This is a genomic window from Variovorax sp. P4_B11, assembly GCF_056402355.1.
Window position 1 is genome coordinate 174,754 of sequence record NZ_JBFUHO010000006.1, and the last position, 19,403, is coordinate 194,156.

At 68.8% G+C, this 19,403-nt stretch carries 18 protein-coding genes and 1 riboswitch; of the genes, 2 read left to right on the plus strand and 16 right to left on the minus strand.

Annotated features, from left to right (window positions below):
* Positions 1–5: 5 nt before the first annotated feature.
* The 10 genes from AC1DYD_RS08995 to AC1DYD_RS09040 all read right to left on the minus strand — a co-directional run bounded on the left by AC1DYD_RS08995 (position 6) and on the right by AC1DYD_RS09040 (position 11,061).
* Positions 6–404, minus strand: a complete 399-nt coding sequence (locus AC1DYD_RS08995; protein WP_478172396.1) for a cupin domain-containing protein — start codon at positions 402–404, stop codon at positions 6–8.
* Between the two features lie 92 nt (positions 405–496).
* The gene (locus AC1DYD_RS09000; protein WP_478172397.1) at positions 497–1,264 is read right to left on the minus strand and encodes an IclR family transcriptional regulator; all 768 of its coding nucleotides are present in this window, start codon (positions 1,262–1,264) and stop codon (positions 497–499) included.
* 366 nt (positions 1,265–1,630) lie between these two features.
* Positions 1,631–2,560 (minus strand): 2-hydroxyacid dehydrogenase, encoded by a 930-nt coding sequence (locus AC1DYD_RS09005; protein WP_478172447.1) that lies wholly within the window; start codon positions 2,558–2,560, stop codon positions 1,631–1,633.
* Positions 2,561–2,609: 49 nt separating this feature from the next.
* Positions 2,610–4,604 carry an acetyl-CoA carboxylase biotin carboxylase subunit gene (locus AC1DYD_RS09010; RefSeq protein WP_478172398.1) on the minus strand — a complete coding sequence of 665 codons (1,995 nt, stop codon included), beginning with the start codon at positions 4,602–4,604 and terminating at the stop codon, positions 2,610–2,612.
* On the minus strand, positions 4,597–5,268 hold the full coding sequence (locus tag AC1DYD_RS09015) for a DUF4126 domain-containing protein (protein WP_478172399.1): 672 nt from the start codon (positions 5,266–5,268) through the stop codon (positions 4,597–4,599). The genes AC1DYD_RS09010 and AC1DYD_RS09015 overlap by 8 nt, the downstream gene beginning before the upstream one ends.
* The gene (locus AC1DYD_RS09020; protein ID WP_478172400.1) at positions 5,265–6,059 is read right to left on the minus strand and encodes an enoyl-CoA hydratase/isomerase family protein; all 795 of its coding nucleotides are present in this window, start codon (positions 6,057–6,059) and stop codon (positions 5,265–5,267) included. Before AC1DYD_RS09020 ends, AC1DYD_RS09015 begins: the two co-directional genes overlap by 4 nt.
* Entirely contained in the window at positions 6,056–6,568 is a 513-nt protein-coding gene (locus AC1DYD_RS09025) for a DinB family protein (protein ID WP_478172401.1), read from the minus strand. Before AC1DYD_RS09025 ends, AC1DYD_RS09020 begins: the two co-directional genes overlap by 4 nt.
* A gap of 5 nt (positions 6,569–6,573) precedes the next feature.
* Positions 6,574–8,178 (minus strand): carboxyl transferase domain-containing protein, encoded by a 1,605-nt coding sequence (locus AC1DYD_RS09030; protein WP_478172402.1) that lies wholly within the window; start codon positions 8,176–8,178, stop codon positions 6,574–6,576.
* On the minus strand, positions 8,175–9,878 hold the full coding sequence (locus tag AC1DYD_RS09035; RefSeq protein WP_478172403.1) for an AMP-binding protein: 1,704 nt from the start codon (positions 9,876–9,878) through the stop codon (positions 8,175–8,177). Before AC1DYD_RS09035 ends, AC1DYD_RS09030 begins: the two co-directional genes overlap by 4 nt.
* 10 nt (positions 9,879–9,888) lie before the next feature.
* Positions 9,889–11,061: an isovaleryl-CoA dehydrogenase gene (locus AC1DYD_RS09040; RefSeq protein WP_478172404.1), complete on the minus strand. Its 1,173-nt coding sequence runs from the start codon at positions 11,059–11,061 to the stop codon at positions 9,889–9,891.
* 130 nt (positions 11,062–11,191) lie between these two features.
* On the opposite strand from AC1DYD_RS09040, the gene AC1DYD_RS09045 reads away from it, so the two are divergent.
* Positions 11,192–12,244, plus strand: a complete 1,053-nt coding sequence (locus AC1DYD_RS09045; protein ID WP_478172448.1) for an AraC family transcriptional regulator — start codon at positions 11,192–11,194, stop codon at positions 12,242–12,244.
* A gap of 74 nt (positions 12,245–12,318) precedes the next feature.
* Positions 12,319–12,522: a hypothetical protein gene (locus AC1DYD_RS09050; protein WP_478172405.1), complete on the plus strand. Its 204-nt coding sequence runs from the start codon at positions 12,319–12,321 to the stop codon at positions 12,520–12,522.
* 9 nt (positions 12,523–12,531) lie between these two features.
* Here AC1DYD_RS09050 and AC1DYD_RS09055 read toward each other — a convergent pair whose 3' ends face one another.
* The 6 genes from AC1DYD_RS09055 to AC1DYD_RS09080 form a co-directional block, all read right to left on the minus strand.
* Positions 12,532–13,908, minus strand: coding sequence for a patatin-like phospholipase family protein (locus AC1DYD_RS09055; RefSeq protein ID WP_478172406.1), 1,377 nt, complete (start codon positions 13,906–13,908; stop codon positions 12,532–12,534).
* A gap of 10 nt (positions 13,909–13,918) precedes the next feature.
* Positions 13,919–14,611 (minus strand): HAD family hydrolase, encoded by a 693-nt coding sequence (locus AC1DYD_RS09060; RefSeq protein ID WP_478172407.1) that lies wholly within the window; start codon positions 14,609–14,611, stop codon positions 13,919–13,921.
* Positions 14,612–14,728: 117 nt separating this feature from the next.
* The gene (thiC, locus tag AC1DYD_RS09065) at positions 14,729–16,609 is read right to left on the minus strand and encodes a phosphomethylpyrimidine synthase ThiC (protein WP_478172408.1); all 1,881 of its coding nucleotides are present in this window, start codon (positions 16,607–16,609) and stop codon (positions 14,729–14,731) included.
* 80 nt (positions 16,610–16,689) lie between these two features.
* Positions 16,690–16,795: riboswitch (TPP riboswitch) on the minus strand.
* Between the two features lie 27 nt (positions 16,796–16,822).
* The gene (locus AC1DYD_RS09070) at positions 16,823–17,806 is read right to left on the minus strand and encodes a VTT domain-containing protein (protein WP_478172409.1); all 984 of its coding nucleotides are present in this window, start codon (positions 17,804–17,806) and stop codon (positions 16,823–16,825) included.
* A 41-nt stretch (positions 17,807–17,847) separates the two neighbouring features.
* On the minus strand, positions 17,848–18,678 hold the full coding sequence (locus tag AC1DYD_RS09075; RefSeq protein ID WP_478172410.1) for a DUF3047 domain-containing protein: 831 nt from the start codon (positions 18,676–18,678) through the stop codon (positions 17,848–17,850).
* A 229-nt stretch (positions 18,679–18,907) separates the two neighbouring features.
* A complete protein-coding gene (locus AC1DYD_RS09080; RefSeq protein WP_478172411.1) occupies positions 18,908–19,345 on the minus strand; it encodes a YchJ family protein in 438 nt (145 codons plus the stop codon).
* Positions 19,346–19,403 lie beyond the last annotated feature (58 nt).

The following is a 19,403-nucleotide window of genomic DNA, read 5'->3' on the forward strand; positions in this document are numbered from 1 at the left end:
AGGCGTCAGGGGCGGATCACCCGCTCGGGCGATTCCTCGTACGGCGGGCTGTAGATCACCAGCACCCGCACCGGCTCGTCGCTGACCACGGTGAAGCTGTGCATCGCATCGGCCGGGAAGAAGCAGCAGTCGCCCGGCGCCAACTCCTGGCGCTGGCCGCCGACCTCGGCCACGGCACGGCCTTCGAGCAGGTAGCAGACCTGCTCGATGCCCGGGTGCGCATGCGGCAGCGCGCCCTGGCCCTTCTGGATCTGGCCGACCAGCATCTCGATCTGGCTGGCGCCGACGGTCTCGGGGCCGATCAGGCGCTTGTTGAGGGTGCCGGTGTGGTTGGCCGGGTGGTAGCCGGGGATCTCGGCTTCGCGGATGAAGTAGCGCGGCGCGCCGGCGGTGCTTCGGTTCATGGCATCGGCGCTGCCAGGCCGGGCATCGGCCGGCGTCTCGAAAGGCTCTTGTTCATGATGATCGTCTCCCTCTGAAGGACCGCGGCGGGCGGTCACCGTTTCTTGGGCGTGGCAGCGGCGGCGCGCTGCGGCTCCTCGATCGACCGGCAGGCGGCGCGCAGCATCGCGGCGATTTCCTCGATGCGCGGCTCGATGCGGTAGCGCGGTCCGGCGACCGAGATGGCGTAGGCCCGGCCGCCGATGTGCACCGGCCAGGCAATGCCCGCGAGGTCGGGAATGCTCTCGCCGAGGTTGGCGTACCAGCCGCGGGCGGCCGAGCGCTCGAGTTCCCCGGCCAGCGCGGACGCGGTCGTCAGCGTCGAGTCGGTCAGGCGCACGAGTTGGGTGGCCTTGACGTAGTCCCGTCGCGCTTCGGGCGTCAGGGTGGACAGCAGCGCACGCCCCATGGAATTGGCATAGGCCGGCCGGGTCTCGCCGGCGCCGGTGGTGTAGCGAATGCTCTGCGGCGCATCGACGACTTCGAGGTACACCACCTGCCCGCCCTCGCGCAGCTTGCCGAAGACCACGGTTTCACGCGCGCCGTCGCGCAGTTCGACGAGCGCCGGCTTGACCCGGTCGAGCACGGGATCGTGGGCCGCGATCACCTGCGCCATCGCCAGCAGCCGGCCGGTCGGGTAGTAGCCCTGGCGGCGACCGGTCTCGTAGAGATAGCCGCGCTCCTCGAGGGTACGGATCAGGCCCAGGCAGGAGGACACGGGCATGTCCAGAAGCCGCGCCATTTCCGACAGCGCCAACGGCTGCTTCTCTTGCGCGAAGGCCTCGATGATCTCGAACACGCGCAATGCTGTTTTCACACTCATGAATTTATTTTCATGCCTGTGAAGTTTTTAGAGGGGTGGGTTTTCCCCGAGCGATGGCGAGGAAGGCATCGCGCCGGCCTCACGCGGAAGCTTCAGACGCGGGCAGGGAGAGGTCCGGCGCAGGCCCTGCTGCGCGGGCCATTTCAGTTTTCCACCACGCTGTCGCGCGACCCACGACGCATGAAACCGGCGCAGCCAAATGCCAGGGATACCGCGGAACCGGCTTTGCCGGGCCGCCGGTATCGCCCCCTCGAGGGGCTGAGGTCCGCGGCTCCAAGCCTGCCTGCGCAGGCTTGGACGGAACCGAAGAGCCGCTGCCTCTGGCAGCGACTCGAGGCGCCGCAGGCGCTTCGGGGGTGTTTCATTTCAGTACCCTCGCCCGGTATCGACCACCCCCGCCACCGCTTCCCCCCGCTCCATCGCCCGGATCTTCCCGACGATTTGCTTGATCGATGTGTCTCGCTCGGTCCGCGCCGAGCCGTGCGGCGTCACCGTGATCTTCGGATGCGACCAGAACGGATGCCCGGCCGGCAGCGGTTCGACGTTGAAGACGTCGAGCGTGGCGCCCGCCAACTGGCCGCTGTCGAGCAGCGGGATCAGGTCGTCGTCGACCAGGTGGGCGCCGCGCGCCACGTTGATCAAATAGCCGCCGGCCTGGCCGCCGTTGAGCTTCGAGAGCGTGTCGCTGTTCAGGATGCCGCGCGTCTCGGCGGTCAGCGGCAACAGGTTCACGAGCACGCGGCTGGCGCCGAGGAAGTCGTCGAACTGAGCCTCACCGGCGAAGCAGCGCAAGCCGTCGATCTGCTTGGGCGATCGGCTCCAGCCATTCACGGGAAACTCGAACTGCGCCACGGCCTTGGCCACGCGCTCGCCGAGCACGCCGAGCCCCATCACGCCGACCGGGAAGTCGCTGCGCTCGCGCGGCTTGCGATAGCTCCAGCGGCCGGCGCGAGCCTCGGCTTCGTAGGCATCGAACTCGCGAAAATGCCGGATCAGCGCATGGCAGACATACTCGGCCATCTGCACCGACATGCCGGCGTCGTCGAGCCGCACCACCTTCGTTTGCGGCGCCACCTCGAGCTTGAGCAGTGCATCGACACCGGCGCCGATGTTGAACAGCCCGCGCAGGCCCGGCTGCTCGTCGAGAAACTGCTGCGGTGGCGCCCAGACCACGGCATGGTCGGCCGGCGCGGCGCCGGGCGCCCAGTTCTCCACCTCGGCTTCGGGCAAGGCGGCACGGAGACCCTCGATCCAGGGATCGGGGCGGTTGTCGGTCAGGCAGACGGTGATTCGGATTCGGGAAGTCATCCCCCGAGCTTAATTGCGAGCTCGCCTGGGCATCGGCCTATGCCGCGATGCGCAGCAGCTCAGCCCCCTCCGCGACCTGGTCCCCCGGCACGTACAGCAGCTCCTCGACCGTGCCGTCGGCCGGCGCCGCGATGGTGTGCTCCATCTTCATCGCCTCCATCACGGCCAATGGCTGGCCGCGGCTGACCTTGTCGCCGGCCCTGACCGCGAAGGACACCACCTTGCCGGGCATCGGTGCCGTGAGTCGGCCACCTTCGGCATGCGTTTCGCCGGCATGCGCGAGCCGGTCGATGGCGACGATCCGGGTCGCGCCCTCGGCGCCGAACACATGGGCCGTGGCCTCGTCCTCGTAGACGTTGAGCGTGTGGCGCTGGCCATTGAACTGCAGTTCGAGCTCGCCCGACGGGAAGCTGCCGATCGTCAGTGGCCCCGAGACCTCGCCGACCTGGAGCGTGAGCGCGCCATCGTGCAGGTAGCGCAGCGTGGCGCTCTTCGGCTCGCCTCGAAACTCGAATTCGAAGGGCCGCACCGCGACGCCATGCGACTGCCAGCCGTCGCGGCGGCTGAACGGATCGGCGCCGGCGCTCGCCGCCTCGGCCAGCAAGGTGCGCGCAATCGACGCGGCGGCCGCCAGTGGCAAGCCGAGCGGCTCCTGGTCGAACAGCACCGAGCGCTCGCGCTCGATCAGCGCGGTGTCGAGCCTGGCATTGGCGAACGAGTCGGTGCGCAGGATGCCGCGCAGGAACTGCACGTTGGTCGCCACGCCCACGATGTGGGTCTGCGCCAACGCCAGGTCGAGCCGCGCCAGCGCTTCCTCGCGCGTCGCGCCATGCACGATCAGCTTGGCGATCATCGAGTCGTAGAAGGGCGAGATCACGCCGCCCTCGCGCACGCCGTCGTCGATGCGCACGCGGCTGCGCTGGAAGGCCGTGGCCTGCGGCTTGCGATAGACGCGCAGGGTGCCCGTGGCCGGCAGGAAATTGTTGTCGGGGTTCTCGGCGCAGATGCGCGCCTCGATCGCGTGGCCGTGGATCTGCAACTGGTCTTGCTTCAGCGGCAGCGCTTCGCCCGAGGCCACGCGCAGCTGCCATTCGACCAGGTCCAGGCCGGTGATGGCTTCGGTCACGGGATGCTCAACCTGCAGTCGGGTGTTCATCTCCATGAAGAAGAAATTCATCTCGCCGTCCGAGCGCTGCTCAACGATGAATTCCACCGTGCCGGCGCCGACGTAGTTCACCGCCCGCGCCGCGGCCACCGCCGCCTCGCCCATCTGCTTGCGCATGGCGTCCGTCATGCCGGGTGCGGGCGCCTCCTCCAGCACCTTCTGGTGCCGCCGCTGCACCGAGCAGTCGCGCTCGAACAGGTAGACGTAGTTGCCGTGCGTGTCGCCGAAGACCTGGATCTCGATGTGGCGCGGCCGCTGCACGTACTTCTCGATCAGCACCGCGTCGTCGCCGAAGCTGTTGATCGCCTCGCGCCGGCAGGAGGCCAGCGCGGCGGCGAAATCGCCCGTCTTCTCGACCACGCGCATCCCCTTGCCGCCGCCGCCCGCGCTGGCCTTGATCAGCACCGGATAGCCGATGCGGTCGGCCTCGCGCTGCAGCAGCGCCGGGTCCTGGTCGCTGCCGTGGTACCCGGGCACGAGCGGCACGCCGGCCTTCTCCATCAGTTGCTTCGATTCCGCCTTCAGCCCCATCGCCTTGATCGCCGACGGCGGCGGGCCGACGAAGACCAGGCCGGCATCGGCGCAGGCCTGCGCAAATTCCTCGTTCTCGCTCAGGAAGCCGTAGCCCGGGTGCACCGCCTCGGCGCCCGTGGCCTTGGCGGCCTCGAGGATCTTTTCCCAGCGCAGGTAGCTCTCCTTGGGCGCGCTGCCGCCGAGGTACACCGATTCGTCGCAGGCCCGCACATGGTTGGCGTGGGCGTCGGCGTCGGAATACACGGCCACCGTGCGCACGGCCATGCGGCGCGCGGTCGCGGCCACCCGGCAGGCGATCTCGCCCCGGTTGGCGATGAGGATCTTCTTAAACATTCGATGAGTCTCCAGGAGGATTTTTCTTGAGCTGGAAGGCGGGCACCACGCCCGGGTCGGGCCGGCCGCTGAAGATCCGCGCCACGCGGCCGAACAAGGATTTGAGGAAGCGCCAGCTCTTTCGGATCAGCCAGACGCTGAGCACCAGCACGACGATGAAGAGAAGGCCGAACACCAGCGGATGCGCGACCGCCAGCCAGAGGCCGGCCGGCACCATCGTGTCCTCGACCAGCGAGGCGCCGACATTGCTGAAGGGTTCGGGCGAGGTGTTGATCGCTGCCCGCGTGGTCGCCTTGGCCGCATGCGCAGTGGCCGCGAAACCGCCGCCGAGCAGGGCCGCCACCAGCGCCATCGCCGCATGGTCGGCGCCGAACACGCCGGCCGCCAGCGCGGCGCCGGCGGGAATGCGGATCGCGGTGTGCACCATGTCCCAGATCGAATCGAGGCCCGGGATCTTGTCGGCGAAGAACTCGACGAAGACCATGAAGCCGCTGGCCGCCAGCACCACAGGGTGCGCCAGCAGCTGGAGCCCGCTCGGCAGCGGCATCCAGTCCAGGTAGCCGGCCAGTCCGACCAGCAGCACCACCAGGTACAGGCGCACGCCGCTGGCCCAGCCGAGCGCGGCCGCCAGGGCGAGCAGTTGCGGCATGTCGAGCGAGTTCATGGATTCAACCAGGATGGCTTGCGCTTCTGCAGGAACGCCTGCACGCCCTCGCGCCCCTCGTCGCTCGCGCGGATGTCGGCGATGCCCTCGACCGTCTTCGCGATCAGCGCATCGTCGATCTCCCGGCCCGCCACGTCGGCAATCAATGTCTTGCAGGCCCGCACCGCGGCCGGACTGGCACTGGTCAGCGCCTTGACGATCTCGGCCACCTTGGCATCGAGCGCGTCGGCGGCCACCACTTCGTGCACGAAGCCGATGCGGTGCGCCTCGGCCGCCGCGAAGCGCTCGGCCGTGAGGAACCAGCGCTGCGCCGCCCGCGTGTCCATCGCGCGCAGCACATAAGGGCTGATGGTCGCCGGGACCAGGCCGATCCGGACCTCGCTGAGGCAGTACCAGGCGGTATCCACGCTGACCGCGATGTCGCAGGCCGCGACCAGTCCCATGCCGCCGGCATAGACATCGCCCTGCACACGCGCGATGGTGGGCTTGGGGCAGTCGGCGATGGTGCGCAGCATGGCGGCCAGCTTGCCCGCGTCGGCGAGGTTCTCGTCGCGCGTGTAATCGGCCATGCGCCGCATCCAGTTGAGGTTCGCGCCCGCACAGAAGGCCGGGCCGTTCGCACCGAGGACGATGGCCTTGACCTGCGGCGCAGCGCCGGCTTCGAGGAAGGCCTGCGTCAGCTCGGCGATCACGACGTCGTCGAAGGCATTGCGGGCGTCGGGCTGGTCGAGCCAGATGCGCGCGACAGCACCTTCGATCGACAGCTTCAGCGTGTTGAAAGACGTGCTCATGGCGATTTCGCTTCCTGTTGCAGCAGATAGACCCAATCGAGCTCGGGCCCGGGTTGGGCCATCGCGGTCAATGCGGCGGTGAGCTGGCCGCGATGGTGGGTCGCATGGTTGAACACATGGCCGAGCGCCGGCGCGAACGGGATGCGCACCGCTTCGCCGTTGTTGCGCGTGTAGGCCAGCTCGCCATCGAATCGCTCGGGCGGCAGCACGGCAAGCCACGGGCTCCAACGCGTCACGGCCTGGCCGAGCGCATCGCAAACATCGGCCCGATCGGCATGCAGCTCGGTATCGAGCGCCAGGCGCAGCGACTGGCCTTCGGCGAAGCGCGCGAACCAGATGTTGTCGGTCAGCAGCAGATGGTTGACCGTGCGGTGCACCGAGCGAAAGTAGAGGCCGCAGTCGCGATGCCACGCGTCATCGGACAGCCCCTGCAGGTTCGACGCGACCAGCCGCTGCGTCGCCCACACGTGGTAGCGCGCGAGGCTGGCGAAGTAGTTCGGCAGCGACATCGCGCTCACATGCGGAAGATGCCGAACTTCGGCTCGGGGATCGGTGCATTGCGCGCCGCCGCCAGGCCCAGCGCCAGCACGCGCCGGGTGTCGGCCGGGTCGATGATGCCGTCGTCCCACAAGCGCGCGGTGGCGTAGTAGGGGTGGCCCTGCACCTCGTACTGCTGGCGGATCGGCGACTTGAAGGCTTCTTCTTCTTCCGCGCTCCACTGCCCGCCCTTGGCCTCGATGCCATCGCGCTTGACCGTGGCCAGCACGCTCGCGGCCTGCTCGCCGCCCATCACGCTGATGCGCGCGTTGGGCCACATCCAGAGGAAGCGCGGCGAGTAGGCGCGGCCGCACATGCCATAGTTGCCGGCCCCGAAGCTGCCGCCGATGATGATCGTGAACTTGGGCACGTTGGCGGTGGCCACCGCCGTCACCATCTTGGCGCCGTGGCGCGCAATGCCTTCGTTCTCGTATTTGCGCCCCACCATGAAGCCCGTGATGTTCTGCAGGAACACCAGCGGCGTCTTGCGCTGGCAGCACAGCTCGATGAAGTGGGCCCCCTTCTGCGCCGATTCGCTGAACAGAATGCCGTTGTTGGCGACGATGCCGACCGGCATGCCCTCGATCTCGGCGAAGCCGCAGACCAGGGTGCTGCCGAAGCGCGACTTGAACTCGTGGAACTCGCTGCCGTCGACGATGCGGGCGATGATCTCGCGCACGTCGAAGGGCTTGCGGGTGTCGGTCGGGATCACGCCGTACAGTTCCTCCGCAGGGAAAGAGGGGGCGCGGACCCCAGAAGGACCGGGCGCTTGCGCCCGGTTATCGCCCAAATTCTTCACGGCCGAACGCGCCAGCGCCAGCGCATGCAGGTCGTTCTGCGCCAGGTGGTCGGCCACGCCCGACAGCCGGGTGTGGACGTCGCCACCGCCCAGGTCTTCGGCCGTCACCACTTCGCCGGTGGCCGCCTTCACCAGCGGCGGGCCGCCCAGGAAGATGGTGCCCTGGTTCTTCACGATGATGCTCTCGTCGCTCATCGCCGGCACGTAGGCGCCGCCCGCGGTGCAGGAGCCCATCACCACCGCGATCTGGGCGATGCCCTGGGCGCTCATCTGCGCCTGGTTGTAGAAGATGCGGCCGAAGTGGTCGCGGTCGGGGAACACCTCGTCCTGGTTCGGCAGGTTGGCGCCGCCGGAGTCGACCAGGTAGATGCAGGGCAGGCGGTTCTGCTCGGCGATCTCCTGCGCCCGCAGGTGCTTCTTGACGGTGACGGGGTAGTAGGTGCCGCCCTTCACGGTCGCGTCGTTGCAGACGATCATGCAGTCGACGCCGCTGACTCGGCCGATGCCCGCGATCAGGCCCGCGCCGGGCGCCGCGCCGTGGTACATCGCATGCGCCGCGAGCGGCGCCACCTCGAGAAAGGGCGTGCCCGGGTCGAGCAGCTGCGCCACGCGGTCGCGCGGCAGGAGCTTGCCGCGGGCCGTGTGCTTGCTGCGCGCCGCCTCGCCGCCGCCGGCCTCGACCTTGGCGAACTGCGCATGCAGGTCGTCGACCAGCGCCCGCATCGCGGTCGCGTTGGCCTGGAATTCCGCCGAGCGGGCGTTGAGTTGGGTCTCGAGCTTCATGCAGTCTTGTCCTCGTCCAGCCCGAGCTGGTGCTTCATTGCTTCGCGAATCTTGAACTTCTGGATCTTGCCCGTGACCGTCATCGGGAACTGGGTCACGAACTCGATGTAGCGCGGCACCTTGTAGTGCGCGATCTGGCCCTTGCAGAAGTCGCGCACCTCGTCGGCGCTCAGGCTCTGGCCCGGCTTGGCGATGATCCAGGCGCACAGCTCCTCGCCGTACTTCTTGTCGGGCAGCCCGACCACCTGCACGTCCTGCACCTTCGGATGGCGGTACAGGAACTCCTCGATCTCGCGCGGGTAGATGTTTTCGCCGCCGCGGATCACCATGTCCTTGATGCGGCCGACGATGTTGACGTAGCCCTCGGCGTCCATGGTGGCGAGGTCGCCGGTGTGCATCCAGCCGTCGGCGTCGATCGCCTCGCGGGTCTTCTCCTCGTCCTCCCAGTAGCCGTGCATCACCGAATAGCCGCGGGTGCAGAACTCGCCCGAGCTGCCGCGCGGCACGATCTCCCCCGTGGCCGGATCGACGATCTTGATCTCGAGGTGCGGCTGCACCGTGCCGACGGTGGACACGCGCTTCTCGAGCGGCGTGTCGGTCGAGCTCTGGCAGCTCACCGGGCTGGTCTCGGTCATGCCGTAGGCGATCGTGATCTCGCGCAGGTGCATCTGCTCGACCACTCGCTTCATGACCTCGGTCGGGCAGGGCGAGCCGGCCATGATGCCGGTGCGCAAGGTCGAGAAATCGAACGCCTTGAATTGCGGATGGTCGAGCTCGGCGATGAACATCGTCGGCACCCCGTGCAGCCCGGTGCACTTCTCGGCCTGCACCGTCTGCATCACCGTGAGCGGGTCGAAGCCGTCGTTCGGATAGACGATGGTGGCGCCGTGCGTGAGGCAGGCCAGGTTGCCCAGCACCATGCCGAAGCAGTGGTAGAGCGGCACCGGGATGCAGAGGCGATCGACCGGCGACAGCTTCATGCATTCGCCGATGAAGAAGCCGTTGTTGAGGATGTTGCGATGGGTCAGCGTCGCGCCCTTGGGAAAGCCGGTGGTGCCGCTGGTGAACTGGATGTTGATCGGGTCGGTGGCCTTGAGGGTCTTCGCGATGGCGGCCACCTGCGGATCGTCGGCGTCGCCGCTGTCGTGCAACGCCGAGAAGCGCAGCAGCCCAGGCAGCTCGCCCTCGTCGCCGGCCGCATCGATCCAGGCCACGCTGCGCAGGTGCGGCAGCCGGGCGGCCTTCAAGGCACCGGGCGCCGCGGCGGCCAGCTCGGGCGCCAGCTCGCGCAGCATGCCGACGTAGTCGCTGGTCTTGAAGCGCTTCATCGTCACCAGGGCCTTGCACGCCACCTTGTTGAGCGCGTACTCGAGCTCCGCGCTGCGGTAGGCCGGGTTGATGTTGACCAGGACGATGCCGACCTTGGCCGTGGCCAGCTGCATCAGCACCCAGGGCGCGTTGTTGTGCGACCAGATGCCGACGCGGTCGCCCGGCACCAGCCCCAGGCCCAGCAGAGCGCTGGCCAGCCGGTCGACTTCGCGCTGCAGCGCGCGGTAGCTGTAGCGCTTGCCCTCGTGCACGCTGACCAGCGCCTCATGGTCGCCCTGGCGGGCGGCCATGTCGTCGAAGAAATCGCCGAGGGTCTGCTCGATCAGCGGCACGTCGGTGGCGCCTTGCGCCATGCTCAGCGGCGGGTTCATCGCGCCTCCTTCAGGCCGTCTCGGCAAACAGCTCGCGGCCGATCAGCATGCGCCGGATCTCGCTGGTGCCGGCGCCGATCTCGTAGAGCTTGGCGTCGCGCCACAGCCGCTCGACCGGAAAGTCCTTGGTGTAGCCGACGCCGCCCAGCGCCTGGATCGCCTCGCCGGCCATCCAGGTCGCCTTCTCGGCCGAGTACAGGATGGCGCCGGCCGCGTCCTTGCGGAAGGTGCGCGCGTGGTCGCTGCGGTCGCAGGCCTTGCCGACCGCGTACACGTAGGCGCGCGTGGCCTGCCAGGTCGAGTACATGTCGGCCAGCTTGCCCTGCATCAGCTGGAACTCGCCGATGCTCTGGCCGAACTGCTGGCGCTCATGGACGAAAGGCAGCACCGCGTCCATGCAGGCGGCCATGATGCCCAGCGGGCCGCCGGAGAGCACGGCGCGCTCGAAGTCGAGCCCGCTCATGAGCACCTTGGCCCCCATGCCCTCGCCGCCGAGCACGTTCGCTTCAGGCACTTCGCAGTTGTCGAAGTAGAGCGGGAAGGTGTTGGAACCTCGCATGCCGAGCTTGTCGAGCTTGGTGCCGGCCGAGAAGCCCTTGAAGCCCTTCTCGACGATGAAGGCGGTCATGCCGCGGGCGCCCATCTCGGGCTCGGTCTTGGCGTAGATCACCAGCGTGTCGGCGTCGCCGCCGTTGGTGATCCACATCTTGCCGCCGTTGAGCACGTAGCGGTCGCCCTTCTTCTCGGCCCGCAGCTTCATGCTGACCACGTCGGAACCGGCATTCGGCTCGCTCATCGCCAGCGCGCCGACGTGCTCGCCGCTCACCAGCTTGGGCAGGTACTTCTTCTTCTGCGCCTCGCTGCCGTTGCGGTGGATCTGGTTCACGCACAGGTTGGAATGCGCGCCGTACGAGAGGCCGACCGAGGCCGAGGCCCGCGAAACCTCTTCCATCGCCACGATGTGCGCGAGGTAGCCGAGTTCGGTGCCGCCGTATTCCTCCTTGACGGTCATGCCGTGCAGGCCGAGGTCGCCGAGCTTCTTCCACAAGTCGGCCGGGAACAGGTTCTCGCGGTCGATGTCGGCAGCGCGCGGCGTGATCTCGTGGGCGGCGAAGTCCTGGATCGCGTCGCGCAGGGAATCGATGGTGTCGCCCAGGTCGAAGTTCAGGCCGGGATGGTGCATGGGTTTGTCTCCTTGGTCGGTCGGGCTCGCACCGGAAATTTCCCGGGCGGAGAGGCGCAGCTTACGCCGTGTGCCGGTGCATTTGGCGCCACAATGGTTGCAAATCCCGCCACCCTTCCCGTTCGCCACCATGCCCTCGTCACCGCTCCAGAGCACCCGCCGCGCGGCCACGCCGATGGCCTTCGTCCAAGCGATCGTGCGGGCCTACGAGCGCTACGGCGTCGACCCCTCGGCGGCCCTGGCCGAGGCACAGATCACGCCGCACGAACTCGCGGATCCGGCCGCACGCGTGACCGCGGCGCAGTTCGAGACGCTGTCGGGTTTTGCGATGCAGCAGCTCGACGACGAAGCGCTCGGCTGGTTCCGGCGCCGGCTCCCCTGGGGCAGCTACGGCATGCTGTGCCGGGCCTCGCTGGGGGCGCCCGACCTGGGCGTCGCGATCAAGCGCTGGTGCCGGCACCTGCGGCTCTTGACCGACGACATCGCGCTCGAACTCTCGGTCGCCGGCGGGCTGGCGACCGTGTCGATCACCGAGCACCGCCCGCTGGGCGATTTCCGCGAGTTCTGCCTGGTGTCGAACCTGCGCTTTCTCCACGGCTACGCCTGCTGGGCCATCGATTCGCGGGTCTCGCTGAGCACCACCACTTTCCCGTTCGAGGCACCGCCGCACCGCGAGGCCTATCCGCTGATGTTCGGCGGCAGCCTGCGCTTCGGCGCCGACCGGGCCAGCTACAGCTTCGATCCCCGCTACCTGGCGCTGCCGCTGCGGCGCGACGAGGCGGCGCTGCGCACCATGCTGCGGCGCGCCCTGCCGCTCACGGTGCTGCAATACCGGCGCGACCGGCTGCTCGGCCAGCGGGTGCGCGAACTGCTGCGCAGCCGTGCCGCCGAAGCCGCGACCGCGGAGGCGCTGGCCGCGCAGCTGAACCTGTCGAGCCGCACGCTGCACCGACAGCTGATGGAAGAAGGCGTCTCGCTGCAGGCACTCAAGGACGAGATCCGGCACGAAGCGGCGGCCGACCAGCTGCGCCGTACCGACCGGCCGATCAAGCAGATCGCGCTGGCGGTCGGTTTTCGCAATGAGAAAAGCTTCTCGCGCGCCTTTCGCGGCTGGACCGGCGTCGCGCCAGGCACCTTCCGGCGGCACGGCCTGCCGCCAAGCAAGGGGAACGCGGATTCGTGAAATAGTGTGCTCGGAATCGTCCGATGCGCCGGCGTCCGACAGGAAGGTGGCCCGGCGCGGCCTACCATCGCCCCATGCAGCAGATTCCCGACACCGACAGCGACGCCTTCGCCGACCTGATGGATTTCATCGCCACTTCGGGCCGCACCCGCAACAGCGGCTTCGTGACTGAAAACGCGGACCTTCTGGTGTCGCGCATGTGGGCGGACCGGGCCCAGGCGATGACGCTCTCGCTGACCACGATGGCCAGGGCCACGCTGCCGCGCGGCAACGCCTGAGCCTTCGCTTCAGTCCTCGGCGGCGCCCAGGGACTTCTTCAGGGCTTGGAAATCGCGCGAACGCTGCAGCACGCTGCGCCCGGCTGCGATCAGCCGTGTCACCTCGTCGTCGCTGATCGAGAACGCGGTCGGCACCTGCAGCAGCCGCTGCCGCAATTCGCCGTCCGCGGCGTCGCGCAGGTTCACCTGCACGACGTGGATCTCGGCATCGGGGGCGAAGGCGTCCGAGCCATCGGCGTTGCGCGTCCTGAGGTCCTCCCGCCATTGGCGGGCGGTGTCCAGCAGGAACTCCTGGGTCTCCAGGGTGGCGCGCGCGCCGGCGCCGAACAGCAGCGTGTCGGCCACCGCCCGGACGCCCGGCACGGTATCGATCTGGTCGACATTGTTGGCCGGGTCGCGCGCCGAATTGACGCTGATCACCACCAGCTTGCGCACGCTGCCGCGCGGGATGCCGACTTCGTCGAAGCTCTCCCGCAATCCGCCGCCGATCAAGGCGCGGTCGAGCAGCCGGCGCACCGCGAGGTTGTCGGCGACGCCGCCGTCGACCAGGTGGATGAAAGGGCGGCTCTGGGCGTCCAGGTAACTGTTGGCCTGCATGCGGAACATGCGGGCCCGGTAGTTGGCACCGCCGCGCCCCGCCAGCCGCGGCACGATGCCGCGCTCGCGGCATTCCCGCGAATAGTTCTTCAGCGTCAGCGGACTCAGCAGGATCGGCACCGCCGACGAGGCCGCGACCGCGAAGGACAGGGGCACGCTCTGCAGGTCGGAGCAGATCAGTGCGAACTGGTCGGCCGTGAACTCGAAGGCCGTGCCCAGCGACATGTCGGTGGCCGCGATCACCAGTTGCGGATGGCGCGGGTTGCGCTCGATGTCGGCGTAAGTCTTGCCCTCGTAGATCTCGTCGAGCCGGCGCGCCAGCAGGTGGCTGCGCCCGTACCAGGGGGAGCTCAGGTCGTACAGGCTGCCGGGCCGCAGCGCCTGCAGGATCAGGCTGTTCTGGAAGTTCTGGCGCAGGAAGTCGCGTTCGAAGTCCTGCAGCTTGTCGGCGCCGAAGGCCGCGTAGTAGGCCGCCAGGATGCTGCCGCCCGACACCCCGCTGATCACGTCTGTGGCGTCGAGCAGGTCGGCGTGGCGGCCGTTCAGATCGAACTTGGTGCGGCGCAGTTCCTCCAGAACGCCATAGCCGAATGCGGCGGCCCGCGCACCGCCGCCGGACAGCGCGACGGCCACCAGGATCGTCGGATCCCGGCCCGACTCCGGCGCCATGATGACCGAGGCCGGCGGCGGCTCGTCGACCAGGGGCTCGTTGAGCCACGGCCTGATCGACGAACAGCCCGCCAGGCTGGCGGCGATCAAGAGGCCACAGAGCGCGCGCGAGCCGTGCATCGAGGCGTCTTCAGGCGAACGCGCAGCGCCAGTCGGCCAGCAGCGCCGGCAGTTGCGCCATGTCGGTGAACACCTGGACCGCGCCGACGGCACGCAGCGCTTCGGGCCCGCTGTGGCCCAGGTCGGTCGGGCTGTAGCCGAACACGGTCGCGCCGGCGGCGACACCGGCCATGGCCCCGGTGACCGTGTCCTCGACCACCGCGCAGCGCGCCGGGTCGACGCCGAGCGCCGATGCGGCCGCCAGGTAGACGTCGGGCGCGGGCTTGGAGCGCGGCATTTCGTGGCCGCTGAAGATGCGGCCCTCGAAGCAGTCGAAGATGCCGATCTTCGCGAGCTGCAATTCGACCTTGTGGCGGTCGGCGCCCGAAGCGCAGGCGATCCGGCCATCGAGCGCCGCATGCAGGGCGCGCACGGCCAGCGCGGCGTTCGGAATGGCCAGCAGGTCGCGCTCAAGCGCGTCGTTGCGGCGGCCGCGAAAGCCGTGCAGCCATTCGGGCGTGATCGCGAAGCCGGTCCTGGCCTCGATCAGCGCGGCCTCGTCCTTGACCGCCTTGCCGGTGAAGATGCGCATCGACTCCTCGGTGCTGAGGCTCCAGCCGAGCTCGCCGAGCATCTCGGCGAGCACACGGTTGGTGATGGGTTCGGAGTCGACCAGGACGCCGTCGCAGTCGAACAGGACGGCTTCGAAAGGGATGGGAGTCATGGGGCGATCCTAACAATGTAGCCCCCACGCTCCCTCACTTCGTGTGGTCGCTGCCCCCCGAGGGGGCCGCAGGCCGCCTTGGGGCGGCCCGGCGCCGGCCTACCCCCACGACAATGCTCAGGCCGGCTGGATCGGAATGTAGATCTCGCCGCCCGCGGCCTTGAATTCCGCCGACTTGCCGGCCATGCCGTCTTCGACCGCATCGTCCGCCTCGATGCCGCGCTGGGCGGCGTACTCGCGCACCTCCTGCGTGATCTTCATCGAGCAGAACTTGGGGCCGCACATCGAGCAGAAATGCGCCACCTTGCTGCTGTCCTTGGGCAAGGTCTCGTCGTGGAACTCGCGTGCGGTGTCCGGGTCGAGGCCCAGGTTGAACTGGTCCTGCCAGCGGAATTCGAAGCGCGCCTTGGAGAGCGCATCGTCGCGCGAGCGCGCGCCCGGATGGCCCTTGGCCACATCGGCCGCATGCGCCGCGATCTTGTACGCGATGATCCCCTGCTTGACGTCGTCGCGGTCCGGCAGGCCCAGGTGTTCCTTGGGCGTCACATAGCACAGCATCGCGGTGCCGGCCCAGCCGATCATCGCCGCGCCGATCGCACTGGCGATGTGGTCGTAGCCCGGCGCGATGTCGATGGTCAGCGGGCCCAGCGTATAGAACGGCGCCTCGTGGCAGTGCTTGAGCTGCTCGTCCATGTTGGCCTGGATCAGGTGCATCGGCACATGGCCGGGCCCTTCGATCATGGTCTGCACGTCGTGCTTCCAGGCAATCTGGGTGAGCTCGCCGAGGGTGCGCAGTTCGGCGAACTGGGCTTCGTCATTGGCATCCGAGGCGCAGCCGGGGCGCAGGCCGTCGCCGAGCGAGAAGCTCACGTCGTAGGCCTTCATGATGTCGCAGATGTCCTCGAAGTGCGTGTAGAGGAAGCTCTCCTTGTGGTGCGAGATGCACCACTTGGCCATGATCGATCCGCCGCGCGAGACGATGCCGGTGCGCCGGTCGGCCGTCAGGTGGATGAAGGGCAGGCGCAGGCCGGCATGGATGGTGAAGTAGTCGACGCCCTGCTCGGCCTGCTCGATCAGCGTGTCGCGGTAGATCTCCCAGCTGAGGTCCTCGGCCACGCCGCCGACCTTCTCGAGCGCCTGGTAGATCGGCACCGTGCCGATCGGCACCGGGCTGTTGCGCACGATCCAGTCGCGCGTGGTGTGGATGTTGCGGCCGGTCGACAGGTCCATCACGTTGTCGGCGCCCCAGCGGATCGCCCAGACCAGCTTCTCGACCTCTTCCTCGATGCTCGAGGTGACCGCCGAGTTGCCGATGTTGGCGTTGATCTTGACCTTGAAGTTGCGCCCGATCGCCATCGGCTCGACCTCGGGGTGGTTGATGTTGGCGGGGATGATGGCGCGGCCGCGCGCCACTTCGTCGCGCACGAATTCGGGCGTGATGATCTTCGGGATGCGGGCGCCCATCGGGTTGCCGGCCAGCCGCTTCTCGCGTGCCTCGTCGGCCATGTACTCGGCCATCCACTCGCGGCGGCCGTTCTCGCGCAGCGCGACGTATTCCATCTCGGGCGTGACGATGCCGCGGCGGGCGTAGTGCATCTGGGTCACGTTGGCGCCGGACTTGGCGCGCCGCGGGGTGCGTTGCAGCGCCGCGGCGCCGGCACGCAGCTCGGCAATGCGCCGGGCATCGCGATCGGCGTGCGTCGCACCGTCGTCCAGCGCCAGGTGCACGCGGCCTTCGTAGCTTTCGGTGTCGCCGCGTTCGGCGATCCAGGCATCGCGCACGCCGGGCAGCCCGCGGCGGACGTCGATGGCGGCGGCCGGATCGGTGTACGGACCCGAGGTGTCGTAGAGCGAGACCTGTTCGCCGTTGGTCAGCGACACCTCGCGCACGGGCACGCGCAGGTCGGGCCGGCTGCCGGCGATGGCGCCCTTGGTCGAGGCCGGGAAGGGCTCGCGCGTGAGCGTGAGCAGGGAAGCGAATTTGTCGCTGGCATTCATGCGGGGCACTCCTGTTTGGGAAACAACGGGTGCTCCGCGATGCCTCTGGGCGGCATCGTTCCCCGAGGAACGGGGGAATGCCGGGGAGTCGCAGCTCTTCTTACGCTGGCATGAACCAGATCAAGTTCGCGGGTTCGGCCGCTTGGCCATCTCAGCACGCCTCTGCGTGCACCCCGGAGCGGGGGCGATTCTAGGCCGCTTGCAGGCGCCGGATCAAGCGGAGTGTGCAGCTGCCAGCCCCACGCCCGCCCGCATCGGCTCGACCGTGGAGGCTTCCGCCGCATGCATCGCCACCCAGGCGTCCAGCCCGCCGGCCAGCACGCGCACGCGCGGCAGCCCGGCGGCGGCCAGAATGCGCGCCCCCGCTATCGCCGAGGCGTCGTCGGGGCAGTCGCAGAAGACCACCAGCTCGCGCCCGTCGGCGAACGCACCGAGCCGCTTCGGCAGCTGCTTCAACCCGATGCCGATGGCCCCGGGAATCGCCCGCGTATCGAGGGCGCGGGCCTCGTCGGAGCGGACGTCGATCAGCGTCGGGCCGGCGCCCGCGGCCAGGGCTTCGCGCAGGACCTCGACCTGGATGTGTTCGATGTCGTCGGCCTGCTGCTGCGCCAGCCGCCGCTGCCGGTAGCGCCAGCCGATGAAGGCCGCCAGGGCCAGCACGCCGATCGCCAGCGCGCCCAGGCCGATGTTGGAGATCACCGCGAGCACGTCCTGGATCGCGGCATGGAAGATCCGGCCGACGAACAGGCAAAGCAGGGTCCAGATCAGCGCGGCCACGGTTTCGTAGGCCAGGAAACGCAGGTTCGACATGCCGAGGGCACCGGCCATCGGCGGCGCCACCACCGAGACGCCAGGCACGAACTTGGCCGCGATCAGCGACCACCCGCCCCAGCGGCCGAGGATCGACTCGCTGCGCCTGACGCAGGAGTCGGGCGACAGCGAGATCCGGCACAGCAGCCGCATCACGCGATAACCCCAGCGGCGCCCGGCCAGGAACCAGGCGCCGTCGCCGAGGATGTTGCCGAGCACGGCGGCCAGCACCACCGCGATGAAGGACAGCTGCCCGCCGACGGTCAGCCCGCCGGCAACGATCAGGAAGGGCACCGCCGGCACCGGCGCACCGAGGCGCGTCGCCAGCGTGGCGGCGAAGACCAGGAGAGCGCCCTGGCTGGCGAGGAGTGCGACGAAGTCGTTCATGGGATATCGGGACCGATGGCGTCAATGGGGCGGGGCCGGCGCTATTCTCCTTGCGGGAGACGCGCCGGCGCGGTCGTGGCCTGCTGCGCGGAGGCGCCGCCTTGCAACACGACGTCGGAAAAATAGGCCACGCCGTGGCCGTGCGTATTGTCCGCATCGGCGGCGATCGCGACCGCCACCACGTCGGGCATGGTGTCGCCGGCCTCGTCGCCGAAGGCGCGCTTGTAGTCGGCCAGCAGGTTGCGGCGCTCGGCCACCCAGGCGCCCGGACGGGCCGCGGGCCCCGATTCGAGCACCACCATGCGCATGCGCTTGGTGAAGGCGTTCACCAGCGAGCTTCCCTTGGGTTCCTTGTTGTCCCAGACATAGCAAAGCGCCTCGCTGGGCACCTGTTCGCCCGTGGCACGGCGCGCCAGGGCCAGGCGGGTGCGCTCGCCGACCGACAGCCGGTCGGTCGGGAAGTCGAAGAAGACGCAGACCTTGGCCGCGCCGTCGTCGCCGGACCGGGTCCGCAGGTCGGCGTCCTGCACGAACGCCTCGACACGCCAGCGCCAGGCCAGGGTCGTGTTGGCGTTCAGCGGCGTCTGCGTCGCATGCACCAGGTTGCCATAGGACTGGTCGGCCTCCACCCGGAGCACGCGCTGGCCGTCCTGCTGCACCACCTCGAAACGGGTGGCGGTCTTGTTGGGCAGGGTGGTAAAGCGCCAGGGTGCCGGCGCCTCGGGGCCGCGGGCGCTGGAGAACGGGGTCAGGGTCGGGCCCTCTTCGGCGCCGGCCGCCGGCGCCGCCGACCACAGCAGCAGCGTCGCAAGGGCGGGCAAGGCCGCGGCAGCGACCCGGCGCTGCCAGCCTGTCTTCGTCGTGCTGTCCATAGGTGGTCTCTTCGTCTTTCTTTGAGGGGTCGGACGAAACGCCCTGGACGCTCTGCCGACTGGCACGAAGTGTGAGGCCGGCACGACGGAAAATAAATAGGCCAAAAGGAATCGCTCTGTCTCGCCCTTGCGCACAATCGGGACGAATCGCCTTCGAATCGCTATCGAATCGATAGCTACTGACGCAAGCTGGGCGCCTCAGGAGCAAGAATTCGATGACCCAGGACGGTCAGTGCAGATCGCCGTCGACGTAGTACCACCGCCAGTGGATGCCTTCCTCCTCGCGCACGAAGCGGCTGCGCTCGTGCAGCCGGGTCGCCACCCCGGCGCTGCTGCGCTGCCGGGCCACGAACTCGACCTCGGCGTGGTCGGCGTCGAGCACCGAGCGCGAGCGGACCTCAAGCCCCAGCCATTTCACCCCGGCCTCGAAATCCACTGCCGCCGGGCGCGTCGAAGCATGCCAGGTGGCCAGAAGGTAGTCGGCCCGTTCGCGCACGAAGGCGGTGTAGCGCGAGCGCATCAGCGATTCGGCGTCGGGTGCCGGCGTGCCCTCGAAATCGTCCACGTAGCGCCCGCAGCACTGGGCGTAGACCAGCGGCAGTTCCCGCCGGTCACGACGCCCGCAGGGGCAGGGAACACGGGCGGGTTGGGAGGGGGATGCGGACATGGAAGGGAAGTGGGCGAAGGAAAGTTCCTGGGGCGTATTGTGCAGACCCTGCAAATCA